The 14748-nt window shown below is 48.9% G+C and carries 13 protein-coding genes; 8 read left to right on the top strand and 5 right to left on the bottom strand.

Going from position 1 to position 14748, the window contains the following annotated elements:
• Positions 1–16: 16 nt before the first annotated feature.
• Positions 17–3511: a glycosyl hydrolase family 95 catalytic domain-containing protein gene (locus F0L74_RS12635; RefSeq protein WP_149838220.1), complete on the bottom strand. Its 3495-nt coding sequence runs from the start codon at positions 3509–3511 to the stop codon at positions 17–19.
• Between the two features lie 286 nt (positions 3512–3797).
• Between F0L74_RS12635 and F0L74_RS12630 the strand changes: the two genes are divergently transcribed.
• Entirely contained in the window at positions 3798–5498 is a 1701-nt protein-coding gene (locus F0L74_RS12630) for a hypothetical protein (protein ID WP_149838219.1), read from the top strand.
• A gap of 74 nt (positions 5499–5572) precedes the next feature.
• Here the strand turns inward: F0L74_RS12630 and F0L74_RS12625 are convergent, their stop codons facing one another.
• Entirely contained in the window at positions 5573–6136 is a 564-nt protein-coding gene (locus F0L74_RS12625) for a hypothetical protein (protein WP_149838218.1), read from the bottom strand.
• 158 nt (positions 6137–6294) lie between these two features.
• Between F0L74_RS12625 and F0L74_RS12620 the strand changes: the two genes are divergently transcribed.
• The gene (locus F0L74_RS12620; protein ID WP_149838217.1) at positions 6295–6747 is read left to right on the top strand and encodes a lipocalin-like domain-containing protein; all 453 of its coding nucleotides are present in this window, start codon (positions 6295–6297) and stop codon (positions 6745–6747) included.
• A 10-nt stretch (positions 6748–6757) separates the two neighbouring features.
• Here F0L74_RS12620 and F0L74_RS12615 read toward each other — a convergent pair whose 3' ends face one another.
• Positions 6758–7444 carry a hypothetical protein gene (locus F0L74_RS12615; protein WP_149838216.1) on the bottom strand — a complete coding sequence of 229 codons (687 nt, stop codon included), beginning with the start codon at positions 7442–7444 and terminating at the stop codon, positions 6758–6760.
• A gap of 238 nt (positions 7445–7682) precedes the next feature.
• Here F0L74_RS12615 and F0L74_RS12610 point away from each other — a divergent pair, with 238 nt between their 5' ends.
• From F0L74_RS12610 to F0L74_RS12585, 6 genes are all read left to right on the top strand, one after another.
• Positions 7683–8495, top strand: coding sequence for a class I SAM-dependent methyltransferase (locus tag F0L74_RS12610; RefSeq protein WP_149838215.1), 813 nt, complete (start codon positions 7683–7685; stop codon positions 8493–8495).
• 307 nt (positions 8496–8802) lie between these two features.
• Entirely contained in the window at positions 8803–10035 is a 1233-nt protein-coding gene (locus F0L74_RS12605; protein ID WP_149838214.1) for an aspartate aminotransferase family protein, read from the top strand.
• Positions 10036–10046: 11 nt separating this feature from the next.
• Positions 10047–11072 (top strand): zinc-dependent alcohol dehydrogenase, encoded by a 1026-nt coding sequence (locus tag F0L74_RS12600; protein WP_149838213.1) that lies wholly within the window; start codon positions 10047–10049, stop codon positions 11070–11072.
• A gap of 10 nt (positions 11073–11082) precedes the next feature.
• Positions 11083–11766 carry an HAD family hydrolase gene (locus tag F0L74_RS12595; RefSeq protein WP_149838212.1) on the top strand — a complete coding sequence of 228 codons (684 nt, stop codon included), beginning with the start codon at positions 11083–11085 and terminating at the stop codon, positions 11764–11766.
• Between the two features lie 10 nt (positions 11767–11776).
• The gene (locus F0L74_RS12590) at positions 11777–12916 is read left to right on the top strand and encodes an MFS transporter (protein WP_149838211.1); all 1140 of its coding nucleotides are present in this window, start codon (positions 11777–11779) and stop codon (positions 12914–12916) included.
• A 30-nt stretch (positions 12917–12946) separates the two neighbouring features.
• Positions 12947–13558 (top strand): DUF1349 domain-containing protein, encoded by a 612-nt coding sequence (locus F0L74_RS12585; protein WP_246197692.1) that lies wholly within the window; start codon positions 12947–12949, stop codon positions 13556–13558.
• Positions 13559–13667: 109 nt separating this feature from the next.
• Here the strand turns inward: F0L74_RS12585 and yiaA are convergent, their stop codons facing one another.
• Positions 13668–14102 (bottom strand): inner membrane protein YiaA, encoded by a 435-nt coding sequence (gene yiaA, locus F0L74_RS12580; RefSeq protein ID WP_149838210.1) that lies wholly within the window; start codon positions 14100–14102, stop codon positions 13668–13670.
• Between the two features lie 80 nt (positions 14103–14182).
• Entirely contained in the window at positions 14183–14746 is a 564-nt protein-coding gene (locus F0L74_RS12575; protein WP_149838209.1) for a Crp/Fnr family transcriptional regulator, read from the bottom strand.
• Positions 14747–14748 lie beyond the last annotated feature (2 nt).

The following is a 14748-nucleotide window of genomic DNA, read 5'->3' as shown; positions in this document are numbered from 1 at the left end:
TCCTGTTATAATAAATCTACCGCGTTTTTACGATACGTATAGTGTTTGCATGATCACCAGAACGCAGCCGCACAAAATAAACCCCGCTTTCCAGGTGGCCAAGGTCCAGGTTAAGTGCGGTAGCACCTTTGATAGCGTTATCCTGGTAGCGTACCCTCCCAAGAACATCCACCACTTCCACCATAGTATAGGAACCATCCATACGGATATGGAATTCCCGCGATACCGGCGTTGGCCAGTAGGCAAGCTTTGTATCCTTCTCTGTGCCGGCATCCGCCATGGCCAGTTTAGTGGCAGCGCCGGTGCGCGTGAATGTCAGGCCATTGCTAATAGTGATGACCAGCTTTTTGGTGCTGCGGCCGTTTGCATTGGCCGCACTGATAGTGCCATTAAAACTGCCAACGGTCGTAGGCTTGCCGCTGATCACGCCTGTGCTGGTATTAATGGTAAGACCCGGGGGTAAACCTGCGGCGCCATAGCTGGTGGGGCTGTTGCTGGCTACAATGGCATAAGTATAAGTATTGCCGGCTGTACCGGAGCTGCTGTCGCTGCCGGAGATAACAGGGGCGCCACTGGTTTGGCTGATCACGTTGAGCGAGCTATCCAGCGTATAACTGGTATGAGCAACAGTATTGAATTGCTTCACCACATTCCCGTAGCGCACATTGCATACGCCGCCATTATTAGCGGTAATGACGGTCTTCAGCGGCCGGCTGTTCCGCCATATCATGGAATCCACTACAAACCCGCCACGGGCCCTTAAGCCGTTAATAACGCCATTGGCCCATACAGATGGGAGGGCAGGTAATAATTGCAGCTCTCCGTTCTGGCTCTGCAGCAGCATTTCATCAATCCCGGATACCGCGCCAAAATTACCGTCGATCTGGAAAGGAGGATGCGCATCAAACAGGTTGTTATAGGTCCTGGCAGGTGTTAGTAACAGGCGGATCAGATCATAACAGTGATTACCATCTTCCTGTCTTGCCCATAAATTGATCTTCCATGCCAGCGACCAGCCGGTGCTAAGATCGCCCCGCTCTATCAGTGTTGTTCTGGCGGCGTCTGAAAAAGCAGGCGTACCGCGTTTGGTGATCTGGTTGCCGGGGAAAGAACCGTACAGGTGAGAAACGTGCCGGTTCTGATCCGCAGGGTTGTCCCAGTCATAGAACCATTCCTGCAATTGCCCATGCTGGCCGATCTTATTGGGCGGCAATTTAGCAATGGCGGCAGTGAGCTGGCTGCGGAAGGAGGCGTCTATATTCAATATTTCAGATGCACGTAAAGTGGCGTTAAAAACATCCCGGATGATCTGGTTATCCATAGTAGGTCCAAAGCTCAACCAGGAGTTGCCGTTAAACATGATCTCCGGCGAAGGGCTGGGACAGGTCACCAGGTAGTTGTTACCGCTCACGGTTTCTGTTACCATGCTGGCCAGGAAAAATTCTGCGGCGCCTTTGATCGTAGGATATACGTCCGCCAGGTAGCTGGCATCCTGGTCAAAAAGATAATGTTCCCACAGATGTTTGGTGAGCCATGCGCCGCCGGTAGGCCAGAAGCCCCAGGGGCCATCCATAGGGGCAGTATGGTTCCAGAGATCTGTCTGATGGTGGGCTACCCATCCGCTGTTCACGCCCCAGTGCGCCTGCGCAGTGAGCTTACCCTGCGGTACCATGTTCTTTACCTTATCAATTAACGGCGTGGCACATTCCGGCAGATTGGCAGATTCTGCCAGCCAGTAATTCATCTCTGTGTTGATGTTGGTTGTATAGTTACTACCCCAGGGTGGGCTCATCTGGTCATTCCAAACGCCCTGCAAATTCGCCGCCTGTGAGCCGGGCTGCGAAGAGGAGATAAGCAGGTACCTGCCAAACTGATAATACAGCCTTACCAGCTGCGGGTCATTGGAAAGACCAAATGTGGCAATCCGCTGATTGGTAGGATAACCGGAAAAAGCAGTATTGGCCGGACCGGGATTAAACGTAACACGATTAAACAATTGCTGGTAAGCCGTAATATGGTCCTGCTTTATTTGCGTATATGTTTTTGAGCCAAGGGCAGCAACATATTGACTGGCCCTGGCGGCCTGGTCGCCGCTTACATTATTGTAGCTGTTAAAATTAGTGCCAATAACAAGGGCAATAACAGAGCTGTTGGCGCCGGTTACGGTAATGCTGGACCCGTTGTTGGTGATAGTACCGCCATCATGCTGGATCCTGGCGCGAGACTGGAACCGGATAGCATCCGCCTGCCCGTTCAGGATCAGCATATTAGAGTCCTGTACCGCAACGCTGCCGGGTGTATGCGGGGTATTCATACCGGCGGTATACGTGATCTTTCCCGGTTGATCTGCGCTTAACCTTATAATGATCGCCTGGTCAGGATAGCTGGCAAAATACTCACGCGTGTAGTTAACGCCGTTATAAACATAGGTAACTTTTGCAATAGCGGTCTTAAGATCAAGTTCCCGGTAGTAATTGCCGGGCGTATGACCTGCAAAATTGAGGGTGAGGTTGCCCACCGGCTGGTAGGCCTGGTTCCCTGAGCTGATCATGTTGCTGTTCACCAGGTTGTCTGCGCCGGTATAATCGCCCGCAAAGATCCGGCTCCGGGCTTCCGCCAGGAAATTAGCGGCGCCTGCCCGGTTATTGGCGCCGGGGTTGCCGCTCCATACCGTGGCTTCGTTCAGCCCGATCCGTTCCTGGGCTATATTTCCATAGACCATACCGCCCATACGGCCGTTGCCGATAGGTAAGGCATTGGTGAACTCCGTTCCGGACTCTGTATTATACCACATGGTCAGGTCGCCAACCTGTGGCAATACCGGCGGGGTAATGCCATTCATTTGCATAACCTCCTCATAACTCAACACCCGGTTATAGATCCTGATATCATCCAGCAATCCGCCAAATGCTTCACTCCCATTAATGGTGGAGATCCCCAGCCGTAGCGGCGTAGTAGTATTATTCACTGTTTGGGGAATGTTTATCTGCGTGCCGGCAACGGCGCCATTGATATACGCGGCCAGGTTGCCGTTCTGAAAAGTAAAGGCCAGATGCACCCAGGTATTGGCCGTATAGGCATTGGATAATATAAGGTCCGAATGATTGCCTTCACTGCCGATCCGGATCCATATCTCTCCGTTCTCACGCATTTTTACAGACCATCCCGCCGTACCATTGGATGGTAATTTGTCAATGGGGATCTGGTATTTAACGGTGGATGCGTTTAACCAAAGCGCTACGGAAAGCGCCGGCGCGGAGCCGGTAGCGGTGTTGATATTTACCAGGTCGGAGCTGCCATTAAAACGCAGGGCGCCGTTTACCTTACCGCCTGTGGGTTGCCAGGTACAGCCCGTCAGGCTGCCGTTCTGGTTATTACCGGAATTGTCTGCGGCTGTGTTGCCGCTGCTTTCGTCAAGCTTCCAGTACGCAATAGGTCCGCTGTTTTGTGCCTGTAACGGCCCCAATAGGATAATGTTAGCAAGGAATGCAAAGATGAATAGGTTTTTCATTGTTATGAGGGTTTTAGATCAATGATATAGGATGTTTATACTACGCGAGGTATGGGCTCATGGGTTTTAAAGATAGGTTTACAAAAACTGGAACACGGGTTTTAACGGGTCAATTGTTCACTGCTTAAAGTTGCATCTTTTTTTATGCATTTTTAATATTGCATGCAAAATTTCTTTTTCGTATTTAACTATATCAGACAACAAAAGCCTCCCGCACGATTAAAAACTTTGTATAATTTTAGGTATATCAAAATAACCATCACGATTAATCCCAATCTCTTATCCCATGAACCGTTTCCTTGTTATCGCCCTTTTTTGCCTGGCCTGTTCCGGCCGCCTGCATGCCCAGCTTTATTTATCCGGTAACGGCCTTAGCACCAGTGGTACCGGTACCGCTGCCACCGTGTCCCTGGGGGGCAGTCTTACCGGCACTACTACCCTGAACCTGGGCGCCAATAACCTGATCCTGGACGGCGCCGCTGGTAACCTGGGTATCCGCACTGCATCGCCATTAGCGCCCCTGCATGTATATAAACATCAAAGCGGTAATTATAACCCGGTAGCCATGCTGGAAGATGGCCTGGGCGACGGTTATACGATGCTGGGCTTCAAAGGCACCGGCCGCCAGTACCATATAGGTGCAGGCAACGCTTTTGAACCGCATTTTGGCGTAGCCAATAAATTCTTTATCTGGGATCAGAATGCTACCAGCATGCGTTTGGTGCTGGACGCTGACGGCAATTTTGGCTTTGGTACGGTATCCCCGGCCAACCGCGTATCTATTAACAGCCCGGTAGCTAATACCAGTGGTTTGCAGTTGATGCAGCTGACCAGCGCATCCCCGGCCACTACCGGAGATGGCAAGGTATTATCGGTAGACGGCAGTGGCAACGTGATCCTGGTAAATGATGGGGGCGGCAGTGCTACCGGCGCCTGGTCCACTTCTGGTAATACTATCAATAACGCGCCCAGCTTCCTGGGCACCATAGATGAAATGCCCATCGTCTTCAAAACAGGCAATATTACACAGATGACGCTTACATCCGGCGGTAACCTGCAGTTAGGTAACAGTGTTCCTAATCTCAGCGCTAAATTGGATGTAGATGGCATTGCACGGGTAACATCCCATATGCAGATAAATAACTTTTCGATTACCAAGGGCATGAATGTAACCCAATTAATGGGCCTGCACCAGGGCATTCGCCTGGATGATTCCGAAATATCCTCCGTACATTTCCAATCTTCTTTTTTTGGCGCATTGGAAGCTAACTGGGTATTTGAAGGCTCCCAGATCCAAACGCGTGATTTCTTTAATGATGCCAGCATTGTACGTATCCGGCAGGGATGGGGTAACCCCAGCTCTTCCAGTGGAAAACAAGTGGCCACTTTGCTGATAGACCCGCCAATAGCCAATACATCCGGTAATACTTATATCGCACGTGGTATCTATTATAATCCTCAGCTGGATAACCTGAACGGCGTTACCCATATTGGTATAGAAAACACTTATGGACAGAACCGTTTTAATTCACAAGGCGGTAACACCCTGATTGGTACCGCAGAGGATAATGGCGACAAACTGCAGGTAAATGGCCGTGTTTTCGCTACCGGGTTAAGGATACCTACCGGCGCTGTTCCCGGGTATGTGCTCATGTCTGACTTTAACGGAGTGGCCAACTGGCGGCCAGTGGGAGCGTCCCTTACTAAAATAGAGGTGCCCGCAGGTCTTTGGCCGGACTATGTATTTGAGAAAGACCGCCCGGCGATGTCGTTGCCTCAGCTGGAAGCATTCATTTTACAGCATCATCACCTGCCGGAGATCCCGTCTGCAAAAGAAGTGGAAAAAGACGGGCTGGACCTGGTAAAGAACCAGGCCATGCTGCTGAAGAAAATAGAAGAACTGAGCCTGCATCTGATAGAACAGGATAAACAGATAAAAGCGCAGCAGCAAAAGATCGGACAACTGGAAAAGGCATTAGCGCATTAATGCCTACTCCTGCAACTAAAAAGCCCCCCGCAGCTATTATTGCTACGGGGGGCTTTTTTATAGCGCAGTTATTTTCAACTGCCATCCGTCTTAGACCATTGATAAACGGCAATAGCTACCAGCCTGCCAAAATTAACGGAGCGCAGGATCTCTTCCTGGGAATAATTACCCGCTAACAATTGCAGGTTATCATTCTCCAGCTGCGTGATCAGGTGCTGGTTTTCCATACCCGCATGCTGGAATATCCCACGCATGATATTGGCCATGGCGCTATTGGCGGCAATAGCAGCAATATATTTTTTGCCTTTCTCTGGTGTTGGAAACACTTGCGGGCCACCTAAACGGCGGATACCAAAAGCGCCGGCGCCGGCGGCTTCACGTAAGGCAATGCCGGTATAGGCAATGGTACGGGCGGTCATCAGGAAATTGTGCTCCTTGCTTTCTTTTATCAGCTTCAACTCCAGCTGATACCAGGAAAGGGGAACTGTAGCCTCTCCATTGTACGCAATTACTGTTGATAAGGTATTGGCTTTAACAGGAGGGGCGCTGTGCAGCAGGCTGTCCTTATTTTCACAGGAAAACGTGGTTACAAGGAAGAACCAACCCGCTAAACGGGAACATAAATACACCGGGGTCATACTTCAGTTTTTTTAAGGTTAACGGTAATTTGGATTTGCCTGGCAAAAATAGGTGGGGCCTACGCAACGTATTGGCGTAGTAGAAAAGAGATCATTTAGTTACTGAGAACGGACATCATGTACCGGTAAAGACTAGGATTATTCTTTATATTTATCTCATGAAACACACGTTCTTACCTATGTTGCTGCTGCCCTTTGGGCTGCTGTTGTCCTGTAATGCATCTGTTACCGTCACCCAGCCCATTAACGGCACCTGGCGGTTGATCTCCGGCGCCACCATTACAAAAGGAGATACCGTCACTATAGACTATACAAAGGGCACCCGGATGATAAAGATCATCAACGACCACCATTTTGCTTTTCTGAAGCACGATATTGACGCGCCTAAAGACTCCGCCAACCATTTCGACGCCGGCGGCGGCAGCTATACCCTGGAAGGCGTTACCTACACAGAGCACCTGGATTACTATTCGGATCGGAACTGGGAAGGAAAGACTTTTACCTTTACGGTTGATATCAGTAATGATACGCTCACGCAAAAAGGAATAGAAAAGGTAGAAGGCGCTGGTGTAGATCACGAGATCATTGAGCGCTATGTAAGGGAGAAATAGCCGGTTATATTTATTGCGGCATAACAAACTCCCTGACCATTGATTCATCTATTTCAAACATCTTAGGATCTAATTGCTGCGGCGCTATTGCAACGGCTTCATAGATCTTAGTCCCCATGCTGGTTTTGTCACTGTACTTTGTTGTAGACTCAGACCGCAAAGGCAGGGATCCTGCGTGCTCCACATAAATATTAAAGTTACCAAAACGCCAGTTTTTGAAATGCAGTGGGTTTACTTTCAGCGCATCCCTGGAAAAGGTGGTGCTTTGCGCTGTGAATACAGGCGCCCCGGACTTAGTTGTAAGGGTCGCATACATATCAAACCGCTCACAGGTATAATTTAGTATCTTTTTGCTTTGCAACTTCTTTGTATCGGTCAACACCAAGTTATTACTTGTGATATCATAACTATAAAGGGTATCGGAAGGTCCTATGTTCATAAAATACCGCGGGCCTTTAGCCAGAAAGATTTCCTTTCTTAGTCCCTTGGGGTCTTTGGTATTATATGCCCTGATCATATTGCCTTTGGAGTAGAAAACCTTTAAGGTATCTCCATAATCCCCTAAGGTATAGTCTTTGTAAATGATCTTATAAGTAATGATTCCTTCAAACTCCGTGTTGCCGGCTTGTTGTCTGCAGCTAAATAATGAGATAAGCAATACCAGACCGTACAAGCAGCTATTCTTATTTTGAAACATAGGAGGGATATTGTTAGTGTTATTTTTTATAAAGATATGTATTTTGATTTTTGATCATGCCTAATTGCTTCGTAATTTCAACCGGAGTAAAAATTTCTAAAATGAAACAGCTTTTATTTTCCCGTACCATCATACTTTCATATAACTCCCTTGCCAGCAGCCAGCAGCAATAACCTGGCCCTGCGTTTGCTTGAGGAAGACCCGTGCATAAAATCGCCTTAATTTATTAAATTAGTACATGCACAAAGATACCATCCTGAAATTTTACGCCGGAGGAATGGAAAAGGACCGGCTGGAACAACCCGATTTCCTGCTGGAAGGCCTGAGAACAAAACAGATCATCAGCCGTTATTTAACATCCCGACCACTGAATATTTTAGACATTGGTGGCGGCACCGGCGTATATTCTTTCTGGCTAAAACAACTGGGACATAATGTCCACCTAGTTGATCTGAGCCCGGAGCATATCGCCTGGGCCAGTGAATACGCGCATAAGCATAATGTACAACTCGATAGCTGCAGCGTAGGGGATGCCACCCATCTTGATCTGGAAAAAGATCAATTTGATATAGTCCTGCTGTTAGGCCCACTATATCATCTTACAGAACGGCAGGATCGTATTAAAGCCCTCATAGAAGCTAAAAGAGTGCTGAAAAAAGGCGGTGTTTTATTAGCAGCAGTTATCTCCCGTTATGCGTCACTATTTGATGGCTTCCGGCATGATCTGATACAGGATGATGAATTTGAGAAACTGGTAATACAAGACCTGAAAACCGGAATACATGTAAACACCACTGACAACCCGCAATACTTTACCACCGCCAGCTTTCATACACCAGCAGAGATAAAACAGGAGATAGCAGACAGCGGCCTGGACTTAGTATCACTGACCGCTATTGAAAGCGTTGGCTGGATGATCGGTGATCTTGAGCAGAAGATAGGCGATCAGCGCTATAACGATAAGGTGCAACGCCTTATAGCATTAATAGAATCAAATGAAGATCTTATTGCCCTCAGCCCGCACATCATGGCAGTGACTACAAAACATTGATCACCCTCCATTGTTATTTATAGTACCTCATTTTTCTAAAACAAAAAAAATAAATTATCCGGAATGGATTTTATTTTAGGACCCGTATTTAACCCGTTACAAATTCTACGTCATTTTTAAAAATTGTATATGAGCAGTATCCAACTTTATCCTATGTAACCCGTAGTGTACATAAGCATTTAGTTTCCATATTTTGATGAAAAACAAAACCATGAAAGACCCTGGTAATAGCATGCGCTGTCCGCAGCAATAGCATATCGCCTTTATTCACCGTAAACGCATACCTCACCCTCAAAAACCTTTATCCATGTCCAATGTAACATTTACAAAAGGCAGTGGCATCCGCCTTTACACGCCAACGCAGGAAGAATACATCGATGCCGTGTCCGGCACCTTTAACCTCGCATTAGGCTACAGTTATCCCGAGCTCGTAGACGCCCTTAAAACACAGGTAGAAGACCTGATCCACGTATCATCCTCTTTCACCGGCCAGCTGGCACAGGATGTATTAGACAGTATCCTGGAGCACGCGCCGGAGCACATCACAGACGGCTGGATGCGTGACATTATCGGCTCCACCGCCAATGAAGGCGCCGTAAAGATCGCCAACAAGTACAACGGGAAAAATGAGGTCATCAGCCTCTCGCTGTCCCATCACGGACAGACGTTGTTTGCCACCAGTATTTCCGGAAATGCCTTCCGCCGTAAATCGTTTTCCAATACCATGGTCACGCAGAATGGTATTGTGCCGGCCCCTTACTGTTATCGTTGTCCTTACGCCGCCAAAGGCGCGCCGGCCTGTGGTTACCTCTGTACAGAAGCGATCTATGATTACGCGCAGTACGCCAGCGCAGGCAACGTGTCCTGCATGATCATGGAGCCTATTCTTGGTAACGGCGGCAACATCATTCCCCCGGAAGGGTATTTTGAGCGCATCCGCAAAATTTGTGATGAGCTGGATATTGTGCTCATCGCAGATGAAGTGCAAACAGGCATTGGCAGAACAGGTTACATGTTTGCCAGTGCGCATTTTGATATACAGCCAGACATCATTACCCTGGCCAAAGGGCTGGGCGGTATTGGCATACCGGCGGCAGCCATCCTGTACCGCGCAGAGCTGGCCGTATTGGAAAAGTTCGAGCACTCCTATACATCCGGCGGCAACCTGCTTTCGCTCACCGCATCGCAAAAAACAATGGAAGTAGTATCCAGGGACGGTTTCCTGGAAACTGTGCGGGAGAATGGTAAAGTGCTGGGCAGTCTATTGCAGCAGCTCGGGGAGAAATACGGGCATGTGATCGGTGATGTACGTGGCGTTGGTTATATGTGGGGACTGGAGATCGTAGATAAAGAAGGCGCCCCGGATGTTAAGCTCACTAACCGTATCATCGATCTGGCCCTGGAAGATCATCGCCTTATCCTCCGCGGCTCCCGTTATGGATTTGGGAACGTGGTGAAGGTAAGGCCTGCGCTTACTGCCACCCTCGATGATATCGCAGAGATCTGCGAAAGATTAGACAAATTATTCAGCCAGCTGTAAAATAAATATCCATGAAAGCGATCGTATATAACAATCCCTGGGATATCAGGTTAGAAGAGAAAGAAGAACCGGCTATCATGTTGCCGGACGAGGTGATCGTGGAGGTGCGCGCTACGGGTATCTGCGGTACGGACCTCAGTATTATTTCCGGCGAATACCTGGCCCGGCCACAGGTGATCATAGGCCATGAGTCTGCCGGCGTAGTGGTAGACAAAGGCAGCGGCGTTGATAATTGTAACATTGGCGACCGGGTGATCATTGATCCTACTTACTACTGCGGCTATTGCGAAAATTGCCGAAAAGGGCTGCGCAACCATTGCCTCTTAAAATCAACTACAGAAGCAGGCGTTTCCATAGACGGCACGTTTACGCGGTACTTTAAGACCACACAACGTTTTATCTATCCGCTGCAGGATAATATCCCATTTGAACAGGGCGCTTTGTCAGAGCCGCTAAGCTGTGTATTAACAGCCGTAAAAAAACTGGCCGTTACGCCTTTTATGCGTACCGCTGTGCTGGGCGGCGGTCCCATAGGGCTGCTGTTTTACCTGGCCTTAAAACAATACGGCATACAGGATGGCGTGATCTACGAAGCATCGCCACAGCGGATAAAGCTCATAGAACAGAACAATATCCTCTCCGGCGGATGGAGCATCGCGCCCGCATTTGTGCCACAGAAGGACCAGTACGATCTTATCGTTGATACCACCGCCAGCCTGCTGGAGCAGTCCATCAAGGCCATCGCAGATGGTGGTAAGATCTCGCTCATGGGCCTGCGTAATAACCAGCAGACCATCAACCCAAGGGAGATTGCGGACCGCAGTATTTCCATTATCGGTTCTATCGATTCACAGGATACGTTCCGGCACGCAGTGGACCTGATCAACAGCGGAAAACTGGGCCTGCAGAAGATCATCACCCATGAGTACGACCTGGATAATTTCAGCGCCGCCATTAAAGACCTGGGCTGTGACCTGGATAACCGGCAACGGAGCAACAATATCAGCAGCCTCAAATCTGTAATACGCATCTCTTAAACGCCTTGTTATGAAATACATCATTTTTGATATAGACGGTACCCTGACCGATACCACTGAAATAGACGATCATTGTTATACCCGCGCCATAGAGGAAACTTTTGGCTTCCGGGATTTTGAGACCAATTACGGTTATTACAAAAACACCACAGACTCGGGTATCATTGACCAGCTTTTCCGGGAAAGACTGGGCCGTACCTTCACCGCGGAAGAGCGGGAGCGGTTCATCGCCCATTTTTGCGGTTTGCTGCAACAGGCTTATCAAAGCCAGCCGGATAGTATCCGCGAGATCCGTAAAGCCGGCAACACGCTGGCCTTCCTCTGCCGGCAACCGCAGCTCAGCATAGGGCTGGCCACCGGTGGCTGGCGGGAGTCTGCCTTGTTTAAGCTGCGCTGCGCCGGCATTAATATTGAGGGTTGTACAGCAGCTTCTTTCGCCCAGGATGCACTGGCCAGGCAGGATATCATCGGGCATACCATCCGCCGCATGAATGAACGGCATGGCCTGCAGCTGGGTTTGTCAGACATTACCTATGTAGGGGATGGCAACTGGGACTACCTGGCCACGCGGGATATGGGCATTCAATTCATCGGTATTGCCAATAAGAAATTAGCGCACCTGGAAGATATTGTGAAGATCTCCGATTATGACGACATTTACCAGCATATAGGACAATATGCAGCGCCATTATAAATAACTGCTTATGTTTTCATTAACCACTGATCTGAAACGTACCTATCGCATAGCGGTATGTATCTTTTTCTTTATCGCAGGCCTGACTTATTCAAGTTGGGCCTGCCGTATTCATGATATGAAAGCCCATTTTGGGCTCAATAATGCCGGGCTGGGAGGGGTGCTGTTTGCATTGCCCATAGGCCTGATGGTTAGTTTGCCCGTATCCGGCTGGATGGTGACCCGCCTGGGAAGCCGCCGCGTGCTCATTGCCGCGGGGCTGTTATTCCCTTTTATGCTGGGGATGATAGGCCTGGCCACGCAGATCTGGCAGCTGGTCATTATCCTGTTCCTGTTTGGGTTTATGAACAATGTATTTGAGATAGCCATGAATACGCAGGCGGTAGGGGTGGAGGCCTTGTATGGCAGATCCGTGATGGCCTCTTTTCATGGCTTATGGAGCCTGGCGGGTTTTACCGGTGTGGCGGTGGGTACCCTGGCCGTTAATCTCAACTGGCCGGTATGGCAGCATTTCTGGATCATCGGTCTTGCGTGCTGGCTACTGGTATTAACCGGCTGGCGGTTTTTGCTGCCGGAAGATGCGCCGGCAGAAGCGCAGCCGCTGTTTGCCCGGCCAGACCGTAAGATCTTGCTACTGGGATTGATCGCCTTTGCCAGCTTGGTAACAGAAGGCACTATGTTCGACTGGAGTGGCGTATACTTCCAGAAGATAGTAGAGGCCCCGGAATCATTGACCACCGTGGGGTATATTGCTTTTATGGGCACTATGGCCGGCGGGCGTTTCCTGGCGGATGGTATTGTAACCCGCTTTGGTACAAAGCATGTATTGCAATGCGCAAGCCTTATCAGTACAACGGGGTTGTTGCTCGCCATCTTTGCCCCCGGTATCATCACGGCTACGCTGGGTTTCCTGCTGGTGGGGCTGGGCGTTTCTTCCATTGTGCCGCTGGTGCTGGCATTAGCAGGTAAATCCAAAACGTTACCGCCTGGCGTGGCTATTGCCGCCGTATCTACCGTGGGCTTTCTGGGTTTCCTCATAGGCCCGCCGCTCATCGGTTTTATAGCGGAAGCACTGAGCCTGCGCTGGTCATTTGCATTAATTGCCCTCTTTGGCGCCAGCACCATCCTGCTGGCATCCAAAATAGATTAACTTTGGCCGTTATTTTAAACAAACCCATTTATGAAGAAAAGCCTGTTAGTTGTTTTTGTACTTAGTTTTTGTATTGGTAACCTGTTTGCTCAATCACCCGCTATGAAATGGTATAACGAACCTGCTAAATGGTCCGGCAACGCAAAAAAGCTGGACGCCACTATTGACCCGGCCACAGATTACTGGCGCGTTACACACTACGGTTTTATACGCGATAACGGCCCTTTTTATTACCAGGAACAGGAGGGCGATTTTGAAGCCAGCGTAAAGATCAGCGGTCATTACCAGGAGCTCTTTCACCAGGCCGGTTTAATGATCAGGATCGATAATAAGAACTGGATCAAGACCGGTATAGAATATGTGGATGGGGTGCAGAATGTAAGCGCCGTGGTAACCCGCGAAGTGTCTGACTGGTCCGTAGTGCCCCGTCATGACAGCCCCGCTGCTGTTTGGCTGAAGCTGTTAAGAAAAGGCGATTACGTGGAAATAAAATATTCATTCGATGGTCAGAAATATGATATGTTACGCCTGGCCTATTTTCCGCCCAATGTAAAAGCGCAGATAGGCATGGTAGCCGCAGCGCCGGGCAAAAAAAGCTTCCCGGTAACATTTGAGGATTTTGAGGTGAAAGCGGTTAAATAGTAAATATGCATACTAATAATAAAGGCCGGTCGCAATGACCGGCCTTCTTTTTACAGCCAAAAAAAGCGCTCCAAAAGGAGCGCTCAGCGGTTATCTGCAATGGAAGCCATTAATGGTATTGTTCATTATCCGGACGTTGTTGTGGTTGCGATGCTTTCATGTCCCGCGTATTTTTCTGCACAGCAATGGCGGAAAACATGCTCAGCACAAATGACATGGCATAGAATCCTTTCTCGCTCTTGCTCATATCAGCATTCCACAGGCCTACTGTGAGCAGTACGATACATAATAAAGCGGAAAACCAGGCCAGGCCATAATAGATGTTGGTAACAGGGATACCTTCCAGTTGGTCACGTACGGCTTTTTGTACGGAAACGGCGGAGAACAGGCCAAACATCAATACCGTAAAATAATATCCCTTTTCATTGAGCTGCATTTCTGCATTCCATAAACCGATGATAAAAGCGACTACACCGGTTATAAGGGCTACCCAGGCGGCGGCAATAAAGGCCCCGGAGGGCTGTTGTGTGGTTTTGTGTTCCATAGAGTAACATTATGAACACAAAGCTATAGTCCCGGTAGCAGACATCTTTTGACAATAGTCAAAAACAGGTAACGTAATTGTTAAAGCCGGCTACGTACACGGCTAAGGGTTTCTTGTGACATGCCCAGGTAAGAGGCTATATAACCCAGGGAGATCCTTTCTATAATATGGGGCGCGCGTTGTAAAAGGTTTTCGTACAACTCCGTGGCGGTCCTGAACTGGGCATTCACATACCGCTCTTCCAGCCGGATGTAATACTTCTCGTAAGCGATCCGCACCAGCCGCTCTGCTTCATGATAGGTGTTCAGCAGGGTAGCCAGGGACTCTTTCGAAATGGCCCATAAAATACAACCTTCCAGCAGCTGTATGTTCTCCACCGCTGGTTCCTGGGTAATAAAACTGTGGAAAGAGGTCACAAAATCATTCTCAAATCCAAACCAATGGGTGATCTCCTTCCCATCCAGGTTATAAAAACCCCGCAGGCAGCCCTGCTCCAGGAAATACAGGTGCCGGCAAACCTTTCCTTCCGTGATCAGGAACTCTCCTTTTGGCAGTACTGTTTTAGTAAAACACTCCTGTAGCTGTTGTTGTATTTCCGTACTTAAATGATGTATGTCCTTCAGTTGTTGCAGTAGCCTTTCCATAG

This window comes from Chitinophaga agrisoli (genome assembly GCF_008386695.1).
In the GTDB taxonomy this organism is placed as follows: Bacteria; Bacteroidota; Bacteroidia; order Chitinophagales; family Chitinophagaceae; genus Chitinophaga; species Chitinophaga agrisoli.
Note: the sequence above shows the minus strand (reverse complement) of the source record. Positions and strands in the feature narration are given on the sequence as shown.

What these genes read in the sequence shown, in the direction of transcription:
- yiaA (WP_149838210.1), bottom strand. Translation starts at nt 14,102, where the DNA reads ATGGAACACAAAACCACACAACAGCCCTCCGGGGCCTTTATTGCCGCC.
- F0L74_RS12595 (WP_149838212.1), top strand. Translation starts at nt 11,083, where the DNA reads ATGAAATACATCATTTTTGATATAGACGGTACCCTGACCGATACCACT.
- F0L74_RS12575 (WP_149838209.1), bottom strand. Translation starts at nt 14,746, where the DNA reads ATGGAAAGGCTACTGCAACAACTGAAGGACATACATCATTTAAGTACG.
- F0L74_RS12600 (WP_149838213.1), top strand. Translation starts at nt 10,047, where the DNA reads ATGAAAGCGATCGTATATAACAATCCCTGGGATATCAGGTTAGAAGAG.
- F0L74_RS12585 (WP_246197692.1), top strand. Translation starts at nt 12,947, where the DNA reads ATGAAGAAAAGCCTGTTAGTTGTTTTTGTACTTAGTTTTTGTATTGGT.
- F0L74_RS12610 (WP_149838215.1), top strand. Translation starts at nt 7,683, where the DNA reads ATGCACAAAGATACCATCCTGAAATTTTACGCCGGAGGAATGGAAAAG.
- F0L74_RS12635 (WP_149838220.1), bottom strand. Translation starts at nt 3,511, where the DNA reads ATGAAAAACCTATTCATCTTTGCATTCCTTGCTAACATTATCCTATTG.
- F0L74_RS12620 (WP_149838217.1), top strand. Translation starts at nt 6,295, where the DNA reads ATGAAACACACGTTCTTACCTATGTTGCTGCTGCCCTTTGGGCTGCTG.
- F0L74_RS12605 (WP_149838214.1), top strand. Translation starts at nt 8,803, where the DNA reads ATGTCCAATGTAACATTTACAAAAGGCAGTGGCATCCGCCTTTACACG.
- F0L74_RS12615 (WP_149838216.1), bottom strand. Translation starts at nt 7,444, where the DNA reads ATGTTTCAAAATAAGAATAGCTGCTTGTACGGTCTGGTATTGCTTATC.
- F0L74_RS12625 (WP_149838218.1), bottom strand. Translation starts at nt 6,136, where the DNA reads ATGACCCCGGTGTATTTATGTTCCCGTTTAGCGGGTTGGTTCTTCCTT.
- F0L74_RS12630 (WP_149838219.1), top strand. Translation starts at nt 3,798, where the DNA reads ATGAACCGTTTCCTTGTTATCGCCCTTTTTTGCCTGGCCTGTTCCGGC.
- F0L74_RS12590 (WP_149838211.1), top strand. Translation starts at nt 11,777, where the DNA reads ATGTTTTCATTAACCACTGATCTGAAACGTACCTATCGCATAGCGGTA.